The 17,427-nt window shown below is 57.4% G+C and carries 16 protein-coding genes; 9 read left to right on the forward strand and 7 right to left on the reverse strand.

Annotated features, from left to right (window positions below; translation table 11 throughout):
- Positions 1–51: 51 nt before the first annotated feature.
- The 6 genes from abc-f to H8790_RS10600 all read right to left on the reverse strand — a co-directional run bounded on the left by abc-f (position 52) and on the right by H8790_RS10600 (position 6,575).
- Positions 52–1,530 (reverse strand): ribosomal protection-like ABC-F family protein, encoded by a 1,479-nt coding sequence (gene abc-f / locus H8790_RS10575; RefSeq protein ID WP_187332469.1) that lies wholly within the window; start codon positions 1,528–1,530, stop codon positions 52–54.
- 290 nt (positions 1,531–1,820) lie between these two features.
- The gene (locus H8790_RS10580) at positions 1,821–2,906 is read right to left on the reverse strand and encodes a DHHW family protein (RefSeq protein WP_187332470.1); all 1,086 of its coding nucleotides are present in this window, start codon (positions 2,904–2,906) and stop codon (positions 1,821–1,823) included.
- A gap of 12 nt (positions 2,907–2,918) precedes the next feature.
- Complete coding sequence (locus H8790_RS10585; protein ID WP_187332471.1) at positions 2,919–4,202, reverse strand: MBOAT family O-acyltransferase; 1,284 nt, start codon at positions 4,200–4,202, stop codon at positions 2,919–2,921.
- A gap of 66 nt (positions 4,203–4,268) precedes the next feature.
- The gene (locus H8790_RS10590) at positions 4,269–5,078 is read right to left on the reverse strand and encodes a hypothetical protein (RefSeq protein WP_187332472.1); all 810 of its coding nucleotides are present in this window, start codon (positions 5,076–5,078) and stop codon (positions 4,269–4,271) included.
- Between the two features lie 109 nt (positions 5,079–5,187).
- Positions 5,188–6,123 carry an SPFH domain-containing protein gene (locus tag H8790_RS10595; protein ID WP_187332473.1) on the reverse strand — a complete coding sequence of 312 codons (936 nt, stop codon included), beginning with the start codon at positions 6,121–6,123 and terminating at the stop codon, positions 5,188–5,190.
- Positions 6,120–6,575 carry an NfeD family protein gene (locus H8790_RS10600; protein WP_243208492.1) on the reverse strand — a complete coding sequence of 152 codons (456 nt, stop codon included), beginning with the start codon at positions 6,573–6,575 and terminating at the stop codon, positions 6,120–6,122. Before H8790_RS10600 ends, H8790_RS10595 begins: the two co-directional genes overlap by 4 nt.
- Before the next feature lie 291 nt (positions 6,576–6,866).
- Here H8790_RS10600 and H8790_RS10605 point away from each other — a divergent pair, with 291 nt between their 5' ends.
- The 6 genes from H8790_RS10605 to H8790_RS10635 all read left to right on the forward strand — a co-directional run bounded on the left by H8790_RS10605 (position 6,867) and on the right by H8790_RS10635 (position 13,960).
- Positions 6,867–7,985 (forward strand): THUMP domain-containing class I SAM-dependent RNA methyltransferase, encoded by a 1,119-nt coding sequence (locus H8790_RS10605; RefSeq protein WP_187332474.1) that lies wholly within the window; start codon positions 6,867–6,869, stop codon positions 7,983–7,985.
- 66 nt (positions 7,986–8,051) lie between these two features.
- Complete coding sequence (locus tag H8790_RS10610) at positions 8,052–8,978, forward strand: diacylglycerol/lipid kinase family protein (RefSeq protein WP_187332475.1); 927 nt, start codon at positions 8,052–8,054, stop codon at positions 8,976–8,978.
- 163 nt (positions 8,979–9,141) lie between these two features.
- The gene (locus H8790_RS10615; protein WP_187332476.1) at positions 9,142–9,426 is read left to right on the forward strand and encodes a co-chaperone GroES; all 285 of its coding nucleotides are present in this window, start codon (positions 9,142–9,144) and stop codon (positions 9,424–9,426) included.
- 96 nt (positions 9,427–9,522) lie between these two features.
- Positions 9,523–11,154, forward strand: coding sequence for a chaperonin GroEL (gene groL / locus H8790_RS10620; RefSeq protein WP_187332477.1), 1,632 nt, complete (start codon positions 9,523–9,525; stop codon positions 11,152–11,154).
- Positions 11,155–11,388: 234 nt separating this feature from the next.
- Positions 11,389–12,879 (forward strand): adenine-specific methyltransferase EcoRI family protein, encoded by a 1,491-nt coding sequence (locus H8790_RS10625; RefSeq protein ID WP_207724186.1) that lies wholly within the window; start codon positions 11,389–11,391, stop codon positions 12,877–12,879.
- Complete coding sequence (locus tag H8790_RS10635) at positions 12,836–13,960, forward strand: HNH endonuclease family protein (RefSeq protein ID WP_187332479.1); 1,125 nt, start codon at positions 12,836–12,838, stop codon at positions 13,958–13,960. The genes H8790_RS10625 and H8790_RS10635 overlap by 44 nt, the downstream gene beginning before the upstream one ends.
- Positions 13,961–14,135: 175 nt before the next feature.
- On the opposite strand, the gene H8790_RS10640 is transcribed toward H8790_RS10635, so the two are convergent.
- Positions 14,136–14,318, reverse strand: a complete 183-nt coding sequence (locus H8790_RS10640) for a hypothetical protein (protein ID WP_187332480.1) — start codon at positions 14,316–14,318, stop codon at positions 14,136–14,138.
- 328 nt (positions 14,319–14,646) lie between these two features.
- Here H8790_RS10640 and H8790_RS10645 point away from each other — a divergent pair, with 328 nt between their 5' ends.
- The 3 genes from H8790_RS10645 (at position 14,647) to H8790_RS10655 (ending at position 17,424) form a co-directional block, all read left to right on the forward strand.
- Complete coding sequence (locus tag H8790_RS10645) at positions 14,647–15,126, forward strand: MarR family winged helix-turn-helix transcriptional regulator (RefSeq protein ID WP_187332481.1); 480 nt, start codon at positions 14,647–14,649, stop codon at positions 15,124–15,126.
- Positions 15,127–15,340: 214 nt separating this feature from the next.
- Positions 15,341–17,101 carry an FAD-dependent oxidoreductase gene (locus H8790_RS10650; protein WP_187332482.1) on the forward strand — a complete coding sequence of 587 codons (1,761 nt, stop codon included), beginning with the start codon at positions 15,341–15,343 and terminating at the stop codon, positions 17,099–17,101.
- A gap of 11 nt (positions 17,102–17,112) precedes the next feature.
- Complete coding sequence (locus H8790_RS10655) at positions 17,113–17,424, forward strand: 2Fe-2S iron-sulfur cluster-binding protein (RefSeq protein WP_187332483.1); 312 nt, start codon at positions 17,113–17,115, stop codon at positions 17,422–17,424.
- The last annotated feature ends 3 nt before the right edge of the window (positions 17,425–17,427 follow it).

Raw genomic sequence — 17,427 nt, forward strand, 5'->3', positions numbered from 1 at the left:
AAAAAAGAGGCGCGTCCGGTAAGGACGCGCCTCTTTCTTTTTTGCTGCCGGCTACAGTTCCACTACTGCCGTGGCCGTGTTTTCCCGGAAGGCGGCGTCGTGCTCCACAAAGAGCATGGTGGGCTGAACCTCCCGGATCAGCTCCTCCACCTGCATGCGGGAGTAGATGTCAATGTAGTTCAGCGGCTCGTCCCAAACATACAGGTGGGCGCTCTCAGAGAGGCTCCGGGCGATGAGCACCTTTTTCTTCTGCCCCTCGGAGTACTCGCTCAGGTCCTTTTCAAACTGAACCCGATTGAAGTCCAGCTTGCGCAATATGGCCAAAAACAGCGTCTCATCCACACGGCAGTCCCGGGCATAGGACCGCAGCGATCCCCGCAGCCCTTCCGTGCTCTGGGGCACATAGGAGATGGCCAGCCGATCCGGGACCGTACACACGCCGGTGTGGGGCACTTCCTCCCCGCAGATCAGCCGCAGCAGGCTGGATTTCCCGCAGCCGTTGCGGCCGCTCAGGGCGATCCGATCCCCCCGGTGCAGCGTGAAGCTTACCGGAGCGCAGACCTGGCGGCCGTCATAGGCCACGGACACATCCCGCAGCTCCACCAGCCGGGAAGTGTGGTACGAAAGTGGGTGGAGCTTAAGCGGCTCCGCCTTCTCCACGTTTTTCAAAAGCTCCGTCTTTTCCTCCGCGGCCTTTCTCCGTCGCTGCTCGATGGACTTGGAGCGCTGCATCATCTTGGCCGCCTTGTGGCCCACAAAGCCACGGTCCGGCCGCAGACCGGAGGCATCCGCATGGAACTTCTCCTTCTCCGTCCGGCTTGACCACTTTGCCGCCCGGTCAGCAGCCGACTGGAGGCGGCCGATATCCTGGCGGAGCTGTTCATTGCGCTCCATTTCCCAGGCATCCTGGCGCTTCTTGTTCTCCCACCAGGAGGAAAAGGTCCCCCGCTGCACTTCCACATCGGACCTGTTGATGGAGAGGATATGATCCACACATCCGTCCAAAAAGGCCCGGTCATGGGAGACCAGGATAAATCCCCGTTTTCCCCCAAGGTAGGCGGCTACTGCTCTCCGGGCTTCGGCGTCCAGGTGGTTGGTGGGCTCATCCAGCAGCAAAAACCGGTTTTCCCTGCAAAAGAGGGCCGCTAAGTGTACTTTGACCTGCTCGCCGTTGGACAATGTGGAAAAGGGGCGGAGAAGCACCGATTCGTCCACCTTCAGCTGCCCTATCTCCCGGAGCAGCTCCCACTCCATGGCCTCCGGGCACACCTGGGCCAGCACGTCCGCCGTGGGGAGCGACGGGTCTTCCACCGGGGTTGGAAAGTAGTCAAAGCCCACCGGGGCATCGATGGAGCCCTCATAGTCATACTCCCCCTGAAGCAGGCGCAGCAGCGTGGTCTTGCCCCGTCCGTTGCGCCCGGTGAGTCCTAATTTCCAGTTGGTATCGATCCGGAAGCTGACATCCTCAAAAATAGAATCATAGCTTCCCTCATAGGCAAAGGTGAGATTATTCACCTGAATCATAGACATATCTGCATTCCTCCTTGGCCCCGCGTCTGCGGGCGTAAAAAATGAGCTGCAGGAAAGCGATCTTTCCCGCAGCTCACAGCAACGCCAATCCGCCCTCATCCGGGCGCACGCATCCTATGGCAAAAAGAAGATACCGTTCACTTTCCTGCTTGCGCGCCAAGGCATACTTCCCCCGGCGCTTTCTTTTCAGCAAGAAATGTGACGCATCTTCCCAACTCCCATCTCTTTGAATTTCGGACAAACGTCCGCTTCCCCTGTATTGTACCGGTCCTTCCCCGCCCTGTCAATGCCTACTTCAAAATCCGCCCGGCGTTGAGGACCTGTACGGAAAAGAGCAGCAGCACATCGTCCGCCGCTTCCAAATCCACGTACTGGGGCAGCAGCTCCGGGGCGATGTAGCGCAGATCCACCAGGGTGATCTTGCTGTACCCCTCCAACAGGAGCGGCGCAATGGAGCTGCCGAAAGAGTCCCGGAAGAGCACCAGCTCCCGCTCCTCCTCCGCCAATGGGTTCTCCACCGTCAGCACCGCCTGGGGCCCGCCCAAAAAGATGTTGTAGCCGTCCAGGGACTCCTCCCACTGGTTCAGGGTATAAACCGGCAGTGTGGCCGCTGCCTCCGCACTGGTGACCACCGCCCCCTCCGTCGCGGGACTGGTGAGATAGGTCAGCGTCTCCGGCTTTGCCGGAAGGCCGGAGGCGCCGAAGTAGGCTCCTGTGAACCCATCGATCTCATGGGCTGTGTACCGCCCAGGGTCTGTCCCCTGCAGGCCAAAGCTCTTAAGCAGCGCGTCTGCGGCCGGGAAGAGGCGCTCCTGCCGCCAATGGGTGTCCGTGGCATAGTAGTCCTCCAGGCGCAGCACATCAAAGAGATCCACATACTCCGCCTCGTCGCCCAGCGAGTCCGCCATCCGCTCCACCAGCCGTTCGTAGTCCAGCCCCGGACGGCCCTCCCCGGCGTAGTACCCCTTGTCGGGAATCACTGCCCAGCGGAGGCTGGTTCCCTTTAAAAAGTCCTCATATACGCCGGCCAGGCGGTCCGCGGCGTAGCCCACCTGCTTTTCATCCAGTGGATACTCCATCTTGCAGAGCACATCCCCGGCCTGATAATAGCCGCCGTTGTCCAGCCGTCCCATCACCTTGGTGGAAAACCAGCCCTTTGCCGTCCGCAGCTCCCGGCGCAAAGGCATTTGGTCGGCAAAGTAAACTTCCAGCCCCTCTCCGTATTCCCTGCTCCAGGAAAGTTGCGGGAGCGTTTGGAGTTTGCGCCGCTCTGCCCGGGAGCTCTCCTGATCCGGCAGCAAAAGCCCTGCAAGGGAAAAGCCAAGGACCATCAGCCCCAAAAGAGACGCGGTCAGGATTTGTTTCAGCTTGTCCATTCCTTCTCCTCCCTACAGTGTAAACCAGGCTGGTGGTACGCCTTCCGCCAAAAAGCCCGTGACCAGCGCCAGCAGCGCGGCGGCGGCGACCGGCTCGGCCAGGGCCATCCACTTTTGCCCGGAGAGCCATTGGTAGATGCGCCGTGGCACGGGCGTTGCGCCCAATGCGGCAGCGATCAGCAGCACGGCGGCGCTTTTCAGCTGATAGAGCCCTTCCGCACTGACCAGGGGAACGCCTCCCCAGCCCATCAGAGCGCCCAAATCCCCAAGCGCTCCCAAGGGGCCGTCCCCCATCAGCGCCACGGAGCCCACCGTGCACAGCGCCAGCACCCAGACCCTGCCCAACGGGCCGCGGAGCGTTCCAAAGCGCTTTTCCGCCATCAGGGCCGCGCCCCAAAGCGCGCCCCAAAGGAGCCCGTTCCAGCCCGGCCGGAGCCACAGCCCCACCAGGATCACCGCAGCCTCCCCGGGCAGCACGCAGCGCAGAAGGCCGTTCACAGACATCATCCACCGGTCCTGGAATTCCAGTGGGGAAGCCGCTGTCAGAGGATAGCGGAAGTTATCCGGCAGGCGGAGCCCAAAGAGCTGCCCAAGCCCGGAAGAAAGATCCGCCCAACCGGAGAGGAAGTGGTAGCTCCCCAATGTCACCGCTCCGGCATACAGATAGGCGTGGAGCACGCTGGCCTCTCCGGATACGCGGGCAGCTACTTCCCACAGGAGTCCGGCCAAAATCACCTGCTTTCCCAGGCCGCACACCGCTTTTCTGGCCCCGTCGGCGGCCGTTTCCCAGGAGCGGGGCTGCTCTTCTCCGGGCAGGCGCGCCACCACGCCCCCTGCCAGAGCCGGGAAGCAGCCGGCCAGGGCCGCAAAGGCCAAAAGGCTCCCCACCGGCTCAGCCCGGCCCCGGAACACGTCTATCTCCGCCCCAATCAGGGCCAGTGTGTAGACGGAGAGCCCCAGCGGCGCGCTCCATTGGGGCTGCGGTGCCTTCAGTGCCTCTGCTAAAAAGCCGCCATAGCGCAGGGCCAGCAGCGCCAGGAGATGGGCGGCAACAAGGCACGTCAGCAGCACCCGCCCCTTTGCCGTGCCTCTATTTTGGCGGAGCACAATGCAGCCCCTCCACCCCAAAAGGATGCTTGCTATCAGCAAAAGCAGGGCGAACGGGCCGCCAAAGGCGCAATATAGGGCGTTGGCCCCGGCCAGCACGGCGCTGCGCCACCGCCTGGGGGCCAGATGAAAGGTGAGCAGCATCAATGGCAAAAAGGCGTACAGAAATGTGAGGGACGAGAGTTGCATATGGTCGTTTCCTTTCACTCAGAAAAAACAGCCCCTCCCAAGGAAGAGGCTGTTTTGAGGAGGTTTTTACAGGGCGTCGAAGTTGGCGGCAATGGCGTCGGCGGTGGCCGTATCGGACATCACCAGCAGAACCAGGTTCCCATTGGTTTTGACAATGGTCTTTTCCGCCTCCACACAGATCCATTTCCGGGGATCGGCGTTGTCCTTCACCTGCTTGGCGATTCCCTCCACGTCGGAGCCGTCGCTCAGCCGCATCAGCACAACGGAGTGGGCGATGGAGCCGATCATGGCGTCGGCGCTGACAGCGGAGGCGCCCTCGGGCTGATCGATGAAGAGCATGTAGGGGAAGCTGTCCCCGGCCAGCTCGCTGATGCTGTAGTTGGGGGTCTCCACACCATCCAGGATAGTGCTCATCAGGTCGCTGAGGCTCTCTTCCGAAGAGGAGGAAGAGGAGGAAGAGGAGGAGTTGCCGGAGGAGGCGCTTCCGCTGCCATTGGGCTTGGATGCGCTGCTGGAGGAGGAGCCGCCGGAGGGCTTGGCTGTATTCTCCGGCTTGGAGGCATTTCCGCCGGAGGGCTTGGAGGTGCCGCTCCCGCCGCTGGGCTTGGAGGCCGGGGGATTCACCGGCTTTGCGTCGCCGGCAGGGTCTGAGGCCGGGGGCGAGTCCACATCACCCGCCTCTTCACCGGCGAGGGGCGCATCGGAGGAGTCAGGCTCTCCATCCTCCATATCGCTCACACCGCCTGTGACGGGCAGGCCGCTGGACGCAGAGGAGCCCGCGCCGGAGGAACTGGACGAGCCGCTGTTGTCGCTGCCGCAGGCGGCCAGAGAGAATAACAGGCTCAGGCTCAGCAGCAGGGCAAAGAGTTTTTTCATGTCGTTGATTTCCTTTCTTTGTTGTTCCTGTTTCCCTTAGACGAATCCAACGGAAAAAAGTTCCCAAAAAACAGCAGGCGGGTTTCCCCGCCTGCCATGCCAATCTTTTTTACTTATCGGATTCCAACAGCACCTGGGCGGAGGCGGCAAGCCCTGCCAGACCCTGAATCTCGGAGGGGATGATGATCTTGGTGGCCTGGCCGTCCGCCACCTTCTCCATCGCCTCCAGCGCCTTGAGCTTGACCACCTGGCTGTTGGGAGCGGCCTCATTCAGCAGCTTCAGGGAGTCGGCGGTGGCCTGCTGCACCTTCATGATGGCCTGGGCCTCAGCCTCTGCGGCCATGATGCGGGCCTCCTTTTCGCCCTCGGCCTTCAGGATGGCGGCCTGCTTGGCAGCGTCTGCCCGCAGGATGGCGGACTGCTTCTCGCCCTCAGCCACCAGGATCTGACTGGCCTTCTGGCCCTCGGCCTGGAGGATGGACTCGCGGCGCTCACGCTCCGCCTTCATCTGCTTCTCCATGGCGTTTTGGATTTCCTTGGGCGGGATGATGTTCTTCAGCTCCACCCGGTTGACCTTGATGCCCCAGGGGTCGGTGGCCTCGTCCAGGATGGCGCGCATCCGGGAGTTGATGATGTCGCGGCTGGTCAGGGATTGATCCAGCTCCATGTCACCGATGATGTTTCGCAGCGTGGTGGCTGTCAGGTTCTCAATGGCGTTCATGGGGTGCTCCACGCCGTACGTATAGAGCTTGGGGTCGGTGATCTGGAAATAGATCACCGTGTCGATCTGCATGGTGACGTTGTCCTTGGTGATCACAGGCTGGGGCGCAAAGTCCGCCACCTGCTCCTTCAGGGATACTTTCTTGGCAATGCGCATAATAAAGGGGACCTTAAAATGCATGCCCACGTTCCAAACGGTGTGGAAGGCGCCCAGGCGCTCCACCACATAAGCCCGGGACTGCTGGACAATATGGATGTTGGTGATGATGAGCAGAACGATCAGCAGCACCAGCACCAGTACGGGGATCCATCCCAAACCATTCATTTAACTACCTCCAATTTTTCACTTAATTTTACAAAGAGCCGGACGCCCTCCATTTTCACAATCCGAACCTGCTCACCCGCCGGGATCACCGTGCCGTCGTCGCTGCGGGCGGTCCAGGTCTTGCCGTCCACATACACGGCGCCGGTGGCGTTTTCGTTGTTGATGTCCTCCGTCACCTTGCCGGTTTCGCCGATCACCCTATCCAGATTGGTGGGCACGGCTTTGCCGCGGGCGTATTTTTTCACCAGCGGCCTTGTCGCCGCCAAGGCTATGGCGGAGACCGCCACAAAGAGGATGACCTGCACAAGTTCACTGGCTCCGGCGATGGCTGCGATCAGCGCCGCCAGGGACCCGGCCACAAACCAGATGGAGACCAGCCCCGCCGTCACCGCTTCCACCACCGCGAACACCACGATGGCCACCAGCCAAACTATCGTCATGACAGGAATCATGTGTTTCTCCTTTCTTACAGCACTTTTTCCTATAGACGCAGTATACCATATCTTTTGTTTCATTTCCACCGGATTCTTTTTAAGAAACTGTTATCATTTTCCCGTTTCTCCAATTTGCACTTTCCCTTCCCTTTTGTTATACTGTTTCTGGAAATTAATCCTGATGCTGTTCCATGCATATTACCGATCCAATTTGAATGCGCCGGGTGAATGCGCGGCGTCACATCAGACTCTCCATACGCCGCTGGTGGAGTCTTATTTTTTCTGCACAGCGGCAGAATGGAGCATATTATGACAATAACGCTGACCGTCCCCTGCCTCTTTGGACTGGAGAGCCTGGTGGCCGACGAGATGAAACGCCTGGGCCTTCGCGAGGTCCGCGCGGAAAACGGCCGGGTTCACTGCCTGGGTTCCGAGGCCGACATCCCCCGGCTGAACCTGAACCTGCGCTGTGGCGCCCGGGTGCTGATGGAGCTGGGCTCCTTTCCCGCCGCCACCTTTGATGAGCTTTTTGAGGGCGTCCGCGCCCTGCCCTGGGAGGACTATATCCCCCGGGAGGGCGAGTTCCCCGTCAAGGGCTATACCCTGAACTCCATCCTCCACTCGGTCCCGGCCTGCCAGGCCATTGTGAAAAAGGCCTCCGCCAAACGGCTGGGGCAATCTTACGGCGTGGAGACGCTGCCGGAGACCGGCAGCCGCTACCAGATTCAGTTCTCCATCATCAAGGACGTGGCCACGCTGTATCTGGATACCTCCGGGGACGGCCTTTACAAGCGGGGCTACCGGGCCCGGAACATGGGTGCGCCGCTGCGGGAAACGCTGGCAGCCGCCCTGGTGACGCTGTCCCGCTACCGGGGCCGCGACCCCTTCTGCGACCCCTTCTGCGGCTCCGGCACCATCCCCATCGAAGCCGCTCTCATCGCCAAAAACAGGGCGCCGGGCCTGGACCGCAGCTTTTCTGCCCAGCGCTGGAAAACCCTGCCCTCCCGCCTCTGGACCGACGCCGCCCAGGAGGCCATGGACCGGGAGTTCCACGGCTCCTACGACATCTGGGGCGGCGACATCGACCCTGCGGCGGTGGACCTTGCCCGGCACAACGCGGAGCTCGCCGGAGTGGACGACTGCGTCCGCTTTGAGGTGGCCGACGCCGCCGCGTTCCGCCGCGAAAGCGAGTACGGCCAGCTGGTCACCAATCCCCCCTATGGCGAGCGGCTTATGGAGCGCTCGGAAGCGGAAGCCCTTTACAGGGTGTTCGGCAAGGCACTTCTGACGCTGCCTCCCAAGTGGCGGGTGGTGGTACTCTCCTCCCACACGGAGTTTGAGCGCTCCTTCGGCCGTCCGGCAGTGAAAAAGCGTAAGCTCTACAACGGGATGATCAAGTGTGACGCCTTCTTTTACGGAGGAAAATAACTACTATATGTAATTTCCGGTCGAATGTTTACGAACCGTATTGGATTTTGGCCGAAAGGAGGACCTATGAAGCACATCTTCATCATCAATCCCAGCGCCGGAAAGCGCAGCCAGGCCAGCCGTATTCTGGCCATGGCGGAGAATCTTCGCCAAAAGCACGGGCTGGACTGTACCTGTATGCTGACCCAGAGCCCCGGCCATGCCACGGAGCTGGCCCGTAAGGCGGCGGAGAGCGGGGAACCCATCCGCCTTTACGCCTGCGGAGGCGACGGCACCGTCTATGAGGTGGCCAATGGCGCCGCGGGCTTTGAACATGTGGCTGTGACCTGTATCCCCGTGGGCACGGGAAACGACTTTCTGAAAAACTTCGGAGAGGACATGCCCCGCTTCTCCGATGCGGAGAACCTCTGGGACGGCGACGTCTTTCCCCTGGACCTCATCGAGTGCAACGGCAGGTACTGCACCACCATCGCCTGCTCCGGCATCGACGCACGGGTGGCAGAGGATGTGCATACATACGGCGACTATCCGCTGCTCAGCGGACGGGGCTGCTACCTTGCCTCCGTGGCCGTCAACCTTCTCTTCAAGGGCATCGGCCAGCGCTGGACCGTCACTGTCGACGGGGAAGAGGTGACCGACGAGTTCGCCCTGGTGGCCACCTGCAACGGCCGCTACTATGGCGGCGGCTCCACGCCGGTGCCCGAGGCCCGGATGGACGACGGCGTGCTGGAGACCATCCTGGTCAAAAAGGTAAGCCGCCCCACCTTTGCCCGGTTTTTCCGGCCCTATTCCGACGGCCAGTACGCCCGCTTCCCCTCCCTGGCCCGGGTGGTCCGGGCCAGGGAGGTCCGCATCCACTCCGACGCTGAGGAGATCGTCACCTGTTTGGACGGCGAATGCTTCCGCTCCCACGACGTGACAGTGCGCCTGGCCGACAAGCGGCTCAACTTTTTCGGTCCCAAGGGCTGCGACTGCAACAAAACCGCCCGCTGAAGACAGTCCATTCACAAATTCTTTACAGAATTTCTCCCGCTACCCCCTTTACAAATGGAAAACAATGTACTATGATAGCAGCGTTAGCACTCAGGAAGCACGAGTGCTAACGCTGATTTCGTTCATTCAAAAAATTATATCATACAATAAGGAGGCAATTTTCATGAAACTCACCCCGCTTGCAGACCGCGTCATTTTGAAGATGGTAGAGGCTGAGGAGACCACCAAGGGCGGCATCATCCTCACCGGCTCCGCCAAGGAGAAGCCCTCCGTGGCCGAGGTCATTTCCGTGGGCCCCGGCGGCGTGGTGGACGGCAAGACCATCACCATGACCGTCAAGGCCGGAGACAAGGTCATCACCGACAAATACGCCGGCACCAAGGTCACCCTGGAGGACGTGGAGTACGTGGTGGTTCGTCAGGGCGACATCCTGGCCATCGTGGAATAACATCCTGCTGTCCGGCCAGAGTCCGGCGGCCGCCTCAGCTCGGCGGCAAAAAAGAGATCAAAAAATCAAACTCTTCTATTTTGGAGGTAATGAATTATGTCTAAGCTGATTAAACGCGGTGAGGATGCCCGCAAGGCGCTGGAGACCGGCGTCAACACCCTTGCCGATACCGTAAAGGTCACCCTGGGCCCCAAGGGCCGCAACGTGGTCCTGGGCAAGAAGTTCGGCTCTCCCCTGATCACCAACGACGGCGTCACCATCGCCAAGGAGATCGAGCTGGAGGATCCGTTTGAGAACATGGGCGCCCAGCTGGTGAAGGAAGTCTCCACCAAGACCAACGATGTGGCGGGCGACGGCACCACCACCGCCACACTGCTGGCCCAGGCCATGATCCATGAGGGCCTGAAGAATCTGGCCGCCGGCGCCAACCCCATTGTCCTGAAAAAGGGTATGTCCAAGGCCGTTGAGGCCGCTGTGGCCGAGGTCAAGAACCTGGCCAAGACCGTGGACGGCACCAAGGACATCGCCCGCGTGGGCGCCGTCTCCTCCGGCGACGAAGAGATCGGCAAGCTGATTGCCGAGGCCATGGAGAAGGTCAGCGCCGACGGCGTCATCACCATCGAGGAGTCCAAGACCGCCGAGACCTACAGCGAGGTCGTGGAAGGCATGCAGTTCGACCGCGGCTATATCACCCCCTATATGGTCACCGACACCGAGAAGATGGAGGCCAACCTGGACGACGCCTATATCCTGATCACCGATAAGAAGATTTCTGTCATCGCCGACATCCTGCCCATCCTGGAGCAGCTGGTCCAGGCCGGCAAGAAGCTGCTGATCATTGCCGAGGATGTGGAGGGCGAGGCCCTGTCCACCCTGATTGTCAACCGTCTGCGCGGCACGCTGAACGTAGTGTGCGTCAAGGCCCCCGGCTTCGGCGACCGCCGTCAGGAGATGCTGCAGGATATCGCTACCCTCACCGGCGGCACCGTCATCAGCGAGAAGGTGGGCCTGGAGCTGAAGGAGGCCACCATCGACATGCTGGGCCGCGCCCGTCAGGTCAAGGTCACCAAGGAGACCACCACCATTGTGGACGGCTCCGGCGACTCCCAGGCCATCAAGGACCGTGTGGGCCAGATCCGCAGCCAGATTTCCGTCACCACCTCTGACTACGACCGCGAGAAGCTCCAGGAGCGCCTGGCCAAGCTGGCCGGCGGCGTAGCCGTCATCAAGGTCGGCGCAGCCACCGAGACCGAGATGAAGGAGAAGAAGCTCCGCATCGAGGATGCGCTGAACGCCACCCGCGCCGCTGTGGAAGAGGGCGTGGTTGCCGGCGGCGGCACCATCTTTGTCAACGTCATCCCCGCCGTGGAAGCCCTGCTGGGTGAGGTAGAGGGCGATGAGAAGACCGGTGTGCGCCTGATCGCCAAGGCTCTGGAGGCCCCCATCCGCCAGATTGCCGCCAACGCCGGCCTGGACGGCTCCGTCATCCTCGAGAAGGTCCGCGAGTCCGGCAAGAAGGGCTACGGCTTCGACGCTTATCAGGAAGAGTATTGCGACATGGTCGCCAGCGGCATCATCGATCCCGCCAAGGTGGCCCGCTGCGCTCTGGAGAATGCCGCTTCCGTCTCCGCCATGGTTCTGACCACCGAGTCCCTCGTGGCCGACAAGCCCGAGCCTCCCGCACCCGCCGCGGCCCCCGGCATGGGCGACATGGGCGGCATGTATTAAAAAATACCGCAATCCCTTGAAACGCCTGGGTTTCAGCGTACAGAAAGGTGAATTTGCGCTACACTTACGCCACAGACAAAGCGCAGGATAGGGTAATAAAAGGCCGACACTCACGATTGTGGGTGTCGGCCTTTTTGCGTCGAAGTATCATGTCTAAACACGCTCTTGCCCTTCTTTTCCATTTGTATTATAGTAGAGGTAGTCGTAAATGTGCAGTAGCGGAGGAATCGACAGATGGCAAAGAATGAGAATCTGCATAAAGCCAAGGACGCGAAAAAAGACGAGTTTTATACACAGTATGAGGATATACAGAGTGAACTCAACCATTACGAAAAGCATTTTAGGGGCAAGACAATCTTTTGTAACTGTGATGATCCTTTTGAGAGTAATTTTTGTAAATTCTTCCTGCGGAATTTTAATTACCTCGGCTTGAAAAGATTGATATGTACTTCTTACAGCACCTCGCCTGTGATCGGGCAGCAGCTTACGCTCTTTGACTGGATGGACGAGCCTGTTGTGCGGGGAAACGGCTATGTTATGGACATCAGAGAAGTGCCGATGGCAAACGGCAGGGGCGTTTCCGACGCGGATATTGACGCACTCTTGAAATCCAAAAAGCGCGGGGTAAAAAAGTTAAAGGGCGACGGGGATTTTCGCAGCGAAGAATGCATCGAATATCTCAAACAGGCGGACATTGTTGTTACGAATCCGCCGTTCAGCCTGTTTCGGGAGTATGTTGCACAACTGATGGAGTACGGCAAAAAGTTTTTAATCATAGGAAGCAAGAATGCGGTTACATACAAAGAAATTTTTCCGCTTATTAAAGAGGATAAATTGTGGCTTGGCTATGGTTTCAGAAAAGACGACGCTTATTTTCGGATCCCTCTTGAGAGAGCGGCAGGGTATGCCCCTGGTGTATATAATCCGACCACAGGGCTTGTTCATTTCCGCAACTGTACTTGGTATACAAATTTGGATATCCAAAAGCGACATGAAGAATTAACGCTATTTAAGCGATATTACGGCAACGAAGAAGAATATCCCCATTATGCGAATTACGATGCAATAGAAGTATCGAAGGTCAGCGACATTCCATGCGACTACTATGAGGAAATCGGCGTCCCCATCACTTATCTGGACAAGCATAACCCAGACCAGTTTGAAATTATCGGGGCAAGCCGCTGGTTGGGAAAACCCATGTCGGAAATTGCGCCAAAAGGGACTTATGTAGCGGGCGGAGTGCGTTTCTATTTGCCTGTTGAAAGTTCACAAACTGTTAATGTAGAGAGAGAGAGAGAGAGAGAGAGAGAGAGAGAGGCGACAGACGCTCTACCGTTGCCTCTACGACCGGATCGCCATCAAGCGCCGCAAGGTACAGTCGGCTGTATGACAGAATTGTTATCAAGCGTAAGATGTAGCGGGATAATGGGCGTACCCATTACTTTTTTAGACAAGTACAATCCAGAGCAGTTTGAAATTATTGGTTGTGCTGATTATACGGGAAAATATGGCTCTGATGAAATTGGAATTGAAAGAATAGGCGAAGAATGGATCGCAAAATACCAAGCGCAAGGTGGGAAAGGACACTATACTGCAAACATGACCAGCCTTGTATATTACGATACAAGCGGGAATGCGAAGAATACCTTCAAGAGAATTTTGATCCGAAGGAGGGTAAACCGTGAAAATAGAGCCGAAACAAATCAAGGTCAGGGACGTGTTTGACAGCTACGCCGACAACGGCGACGACGGCGTTTTTGCCTACGGCGGCAGGCTTGCCATCCGCCCGCCTTATCAGCGGGAGTTTGTCTATAATAATGAGCAGGCGGAGGCCGTTATCCAAACGGTGCTGAAAGGTTTTCCGCTGAATGTGATGTACTGGGTAAGGGTTGGGAATGTCAGATATGAGGTCTTGGACGGCCAGCAAAGGACGCTTTCCGTCATGCAATATCTGAAACATCAGTTTTCTATCACCCTTGACGACAAGAAATATTACTGGGACGCTTTACCCGACGACAAGTACAACGCCATTATGAACTATGAGTTTATGGTTTATATTTGCGAGGGCGAAGAATCTGAAAAATTAGAATGGTTCAAAGTTGTCAATATTGCAGGGGAAAAGCTGTCCGACCAGGAACTTAGGAACTCCGTTTACACAGGCGAATGGCTTTCAGACGCAAAGCGGCATTTCTCAAAGCGAAATTGTGCTGCAAAGTTGATGTCGGATAAATACATAACGGGCGACCCGAACAGGCAGGAACTTCTTGAAAAGGCGTTAAAAGGGATCTGCGAGTATCAAGGTATCAAGGAAATTACAGAATATATGGCGCAGCATAAATCAGACGCGGACGCAGACGAATTGTGGCAGTATTTCCAAGATGTGATTCATTGGGTAGAGAAGATTTTTCCAAAATACTTCTCGGATATGAAAGGCCTGGACTGGTGCCATCTTTATAACACATACCATGACCGCACTTATAATTCTACGGTAATGGGCTTGGAAGTGAAACGCCTGCATGAAGATGACGAGGTACAAAAAGCAAAAGGTATCTATGAATTCCTGCTTTGCCGAGATACAGACCCATTTGCAGGTAGACTGCTAAACCTGCGTGCATTTGACAAGAGAGATAAACTGGCGGCATACAGCAGACAAAATGGGATATGTCCCATCTGTGGAGAGCACTTTGCATTTGGAGAAATGGAGGGTGACCACATCAAGCCCTGGAGCAAGGGAGGGCAGACAACACCTGATAACTGTCAAATGCTCTGCAAAGCCTGCAACGGGAAAAAGACCGACAAATATTAGAATGATGATACCCCTTCGGACATGGGCGGCATGTATTAAGAGATCGACGCCTGTCACAAGCAACGCGCACGATAGAGTTCAAAAGGCCGATGGTTACCATATGGTAACCATCGGCCTTTTCTGTATCCATGCACCTATGCATATGTTATAAATCCACTCTATTCTCTGCTCTAAATTATTTCTCAAGCTTTATCTTGCCATGCTCAGATTCGTATTCTGCAATGAATTTCAGCATCAACCGGATGATCTGGGCATTTGCGGAACGGCCGTGAAAGCCACAGGCATGGCGGAACTTTGCATGAATATCGCCATCAACCCGCAGGCCACAATGTTTCTCATTGATCTTCTTATGTTCCATAATAGAACCTCCAAAACTGAGCTGCTATGGCTCTATTTTAGAGGGTTGTGTTGCGCTTAGACCAAAATGGAGTTGTTATAACTCCGTAAAATATGGATACTGGAGGAACGGCTTATATCATCCGATATGCGGCCAATAAAGGCGGTGTCAGCATCCATAATATGGCGACATATGGTGCATTTTGTTAAGGCATTGGCAGACTGTGGGCAAAGGTGCAGGCTGCTTGTAGAATATTTAGGACGATGTCAGGCTTGACATCCCTTGCATTTTCCAAACACTTGAGATAGAATGAATTCATACGATCATTACTTTATTCGAGGATTTCAATATGTCTGACAGGCGTTTAGAGTTTGATGAAGCCATACTCCGTATTTGCAGTTACACCAATATCGATAACCGCAATCACCGGGAATACATCCCCGGTGTGAGCCTGCTTCCGCGGGAAATGCACACGTTGGAGAAGATCATCTGTCATCCGGGAATCAACACCACAAAGCTGGCCCAGATCACGGGCATCCCGAAAGGCACCATCTCTAAAATGACAAGGGATTTTGAATCCCGGGGCCTGATCGACTGCTTTAAGGACAAGTGCAACCGCAAGGAAGTCTACTACCGGGGCACCGAGACCGGCATGAAGGTATTTGAGGCGCACATCGAGTTTCACCAGGTCATCGGCCGGGAGTTCTACTCCTACTTTGACGCGCTGCCGGACGCGTCCAGAGAGCTTGTCCTGGACGTGCTCCACCGCTATGCGGATTACATGGAGGATCTGTGCGGCCAGCATGTCCAGTCCCTCAGTTCCATCTGATCCTATAGAAAAGAGTCCGTTTCCCAACCTGAGGGCGGACTCTTTTTTAGAATGATTCGCATATTTGTGCAAACTGTCTACAGCACTCTGCAAATTTCAGCATTTCCATAGAAACATTCAACAAGTAATTGACTTTTCTTTGGAATGGGAGTATTTTTGTTTTGTTGGAAACAAAACAAAACTGGATGGAACAAGATGGTCAGGAGGAACGAATATGCTTGAAAAATGCGCTCCATTTGATGTCGTTGTCATTGGAAGCGGCGGCGGCGGTCTGCGCGCGGCGATCAGCGCCGCGGAGGGCGGCGCGAACACATTGATTGTGGCCAAAGGCAAGATCAACCGCAGCGGCTCCACACTGCTGGCCGGAGCCAACCTGAGCGCGGACATCGCCTGCGACGGCCACAGCCTCCACGAGATGGGGCTGAGTGACTGGAACCAGGACGACTCCAAAGAGAAGTTTTTTGCAGACGTCTGCCACGAGGGCTTTTACCTGGGCAACCAGAAGCTGATCCACAAATTTGTGGACGGCGCGCCGGACCGGATCCGTGAACTGATGGGCTGGGGCATGGAGGTCCTGGGCACGGAGGGTGAGCGGGGCATCTCCGTTTTCGGCTCCGCAATCCTGGACTCCCTGTTCCGGCGGGTGAAGGAGTTGGGCATCTCCTATGTGGAAAGCCACCTCTTCACCGACCTGGTGGTGGAGGACGGAGCGGTAAAGGGCTGCACCTGTGTGGACCTGCTCACCGGTGAGATCAAGTACTTCCCCGCCAAGGCGGTGGTCATCGCCACCGGCGGCAGCCACGGCATCTTCCGGAACAACAGCGGCCCCACCGACTGCTGCGGTGAAGGCCCGGCGGCGGCGCTGCGGGCGGGCGCTGAGCTCATCGACATGGAGATGATCTCCTTCTGCCCCTCGGTCATCCTCCACCCAGCGATGTATAAGGGCAACATTCTGCCCTACATTATGAACACCACCGGCTACGGTACATACGTCAACAAATTCGGCAAGCCCTTTACCCAGCGCCACCTGACTGCCGAGGTGGAGGCCCTTGCCCTTGACACCGAGTGGAACAAGATGCTGCTTTCCTACGCGCTGCAAAAGGAGATTAACTCCCAGCGCTGCAACCGCTTTGGCGGCGTCTACTACACCCTTCCCCTCTCCCCGGAGGAGCTGAAGGAGGAGCTCTATCACGACCTCCCCAACCTGTCCAAGGGCATGTACCACGACATTATGGAAATTTTCCTCAACAACCGCTGCGTGACCTGCGCCCCGTTTGCCCACTATTTCGAGGGCGGCATCCGCATCGACGAGGAGATGGGGACAAAGCTGCCCGGCCTCTTTGCGGCGGGCGAATGCACCGGCGGCATGTTCGGCGCCAACCGGGTCTCCGCCGCCACCACGGAGATGCTGATCGAGGGGAACATCGCCGGCGCCTCCGCGGCCTCCTATGCGGGGAAGACCGACGTGGACAAGGCCTCCGACAAGCTGCTTGCCCGGATGGAGGAAGAGCTGCTCCGCCCCTTCGCAAACGGCGGCGGCGCAAGCCCGGTGGAGCTGCGGGAGGCGCTGCACGACGCAACCGCCTCCTCCCTGACGGTCCTGCGCAACGGCAAAGCCCTGGAAAAAGGCCTCCAGGACGTGCTGAGCCTGCAAAAGGAGCTGCCCGGCGTGTCCCTTGCCACCAAGGACCGCAGATATAATAAGGAGTGGCTGGAATACCTGCAGCTTCGCAACGGCCTCATCACCGCAGCGGCCACCCTCACGGCGGCCTCCATGCGCAAGGAGAGCCGGGGCGTCCATGTGCGGGAGGACTATTTCTATACGGATAACGAGAACTACCTCAAAAACCTGGTGGTCAAAAACTGTGCGTTAGACACCGAATGGGTCCCGCCGGTCCACACCGACATCTACCCGGAGCCAGTCCGCAAGGACTACATCCCCTATGTGGAAGACGTAATCGCAAAGCTGAGCTAAGGAGGCTGGAGATGAGAGACATTGAAGTTAAAATCTTACGGGGGGCCGAAACAGGCAATGGCCGATATCAGACCTACACGGTGACGGTGGAGGATGACGCGGCGGTTTCTGTCATGAATCTCCTGGAAGAAATATATAATAAGCAGGACCATTCTCTTGCGTTTTTCTCCCACGCGGCCTGCCGTCAGGCTGCATGCGGCAAATGCATGGTGAAAGTGGACGGCGCGGTGAAGCTGGCCTGCAAGGAAAGGGTGTGTGCCAACCAAATCACATTGGAGCCCTATTCAAAAAAAGTGATCCGGGACTTAATTTGCGAAGCGTGATAA

The sequence above is a fragment of the Oscillibacter hominis genome (assembly GCF_014334055.1).
Classification (GTDB): Bacteria; Bacillota; Clostridia; order Oscillospirales; family Oscillospiraceae; genus Oscillibacter; species Oscillibacter hominis.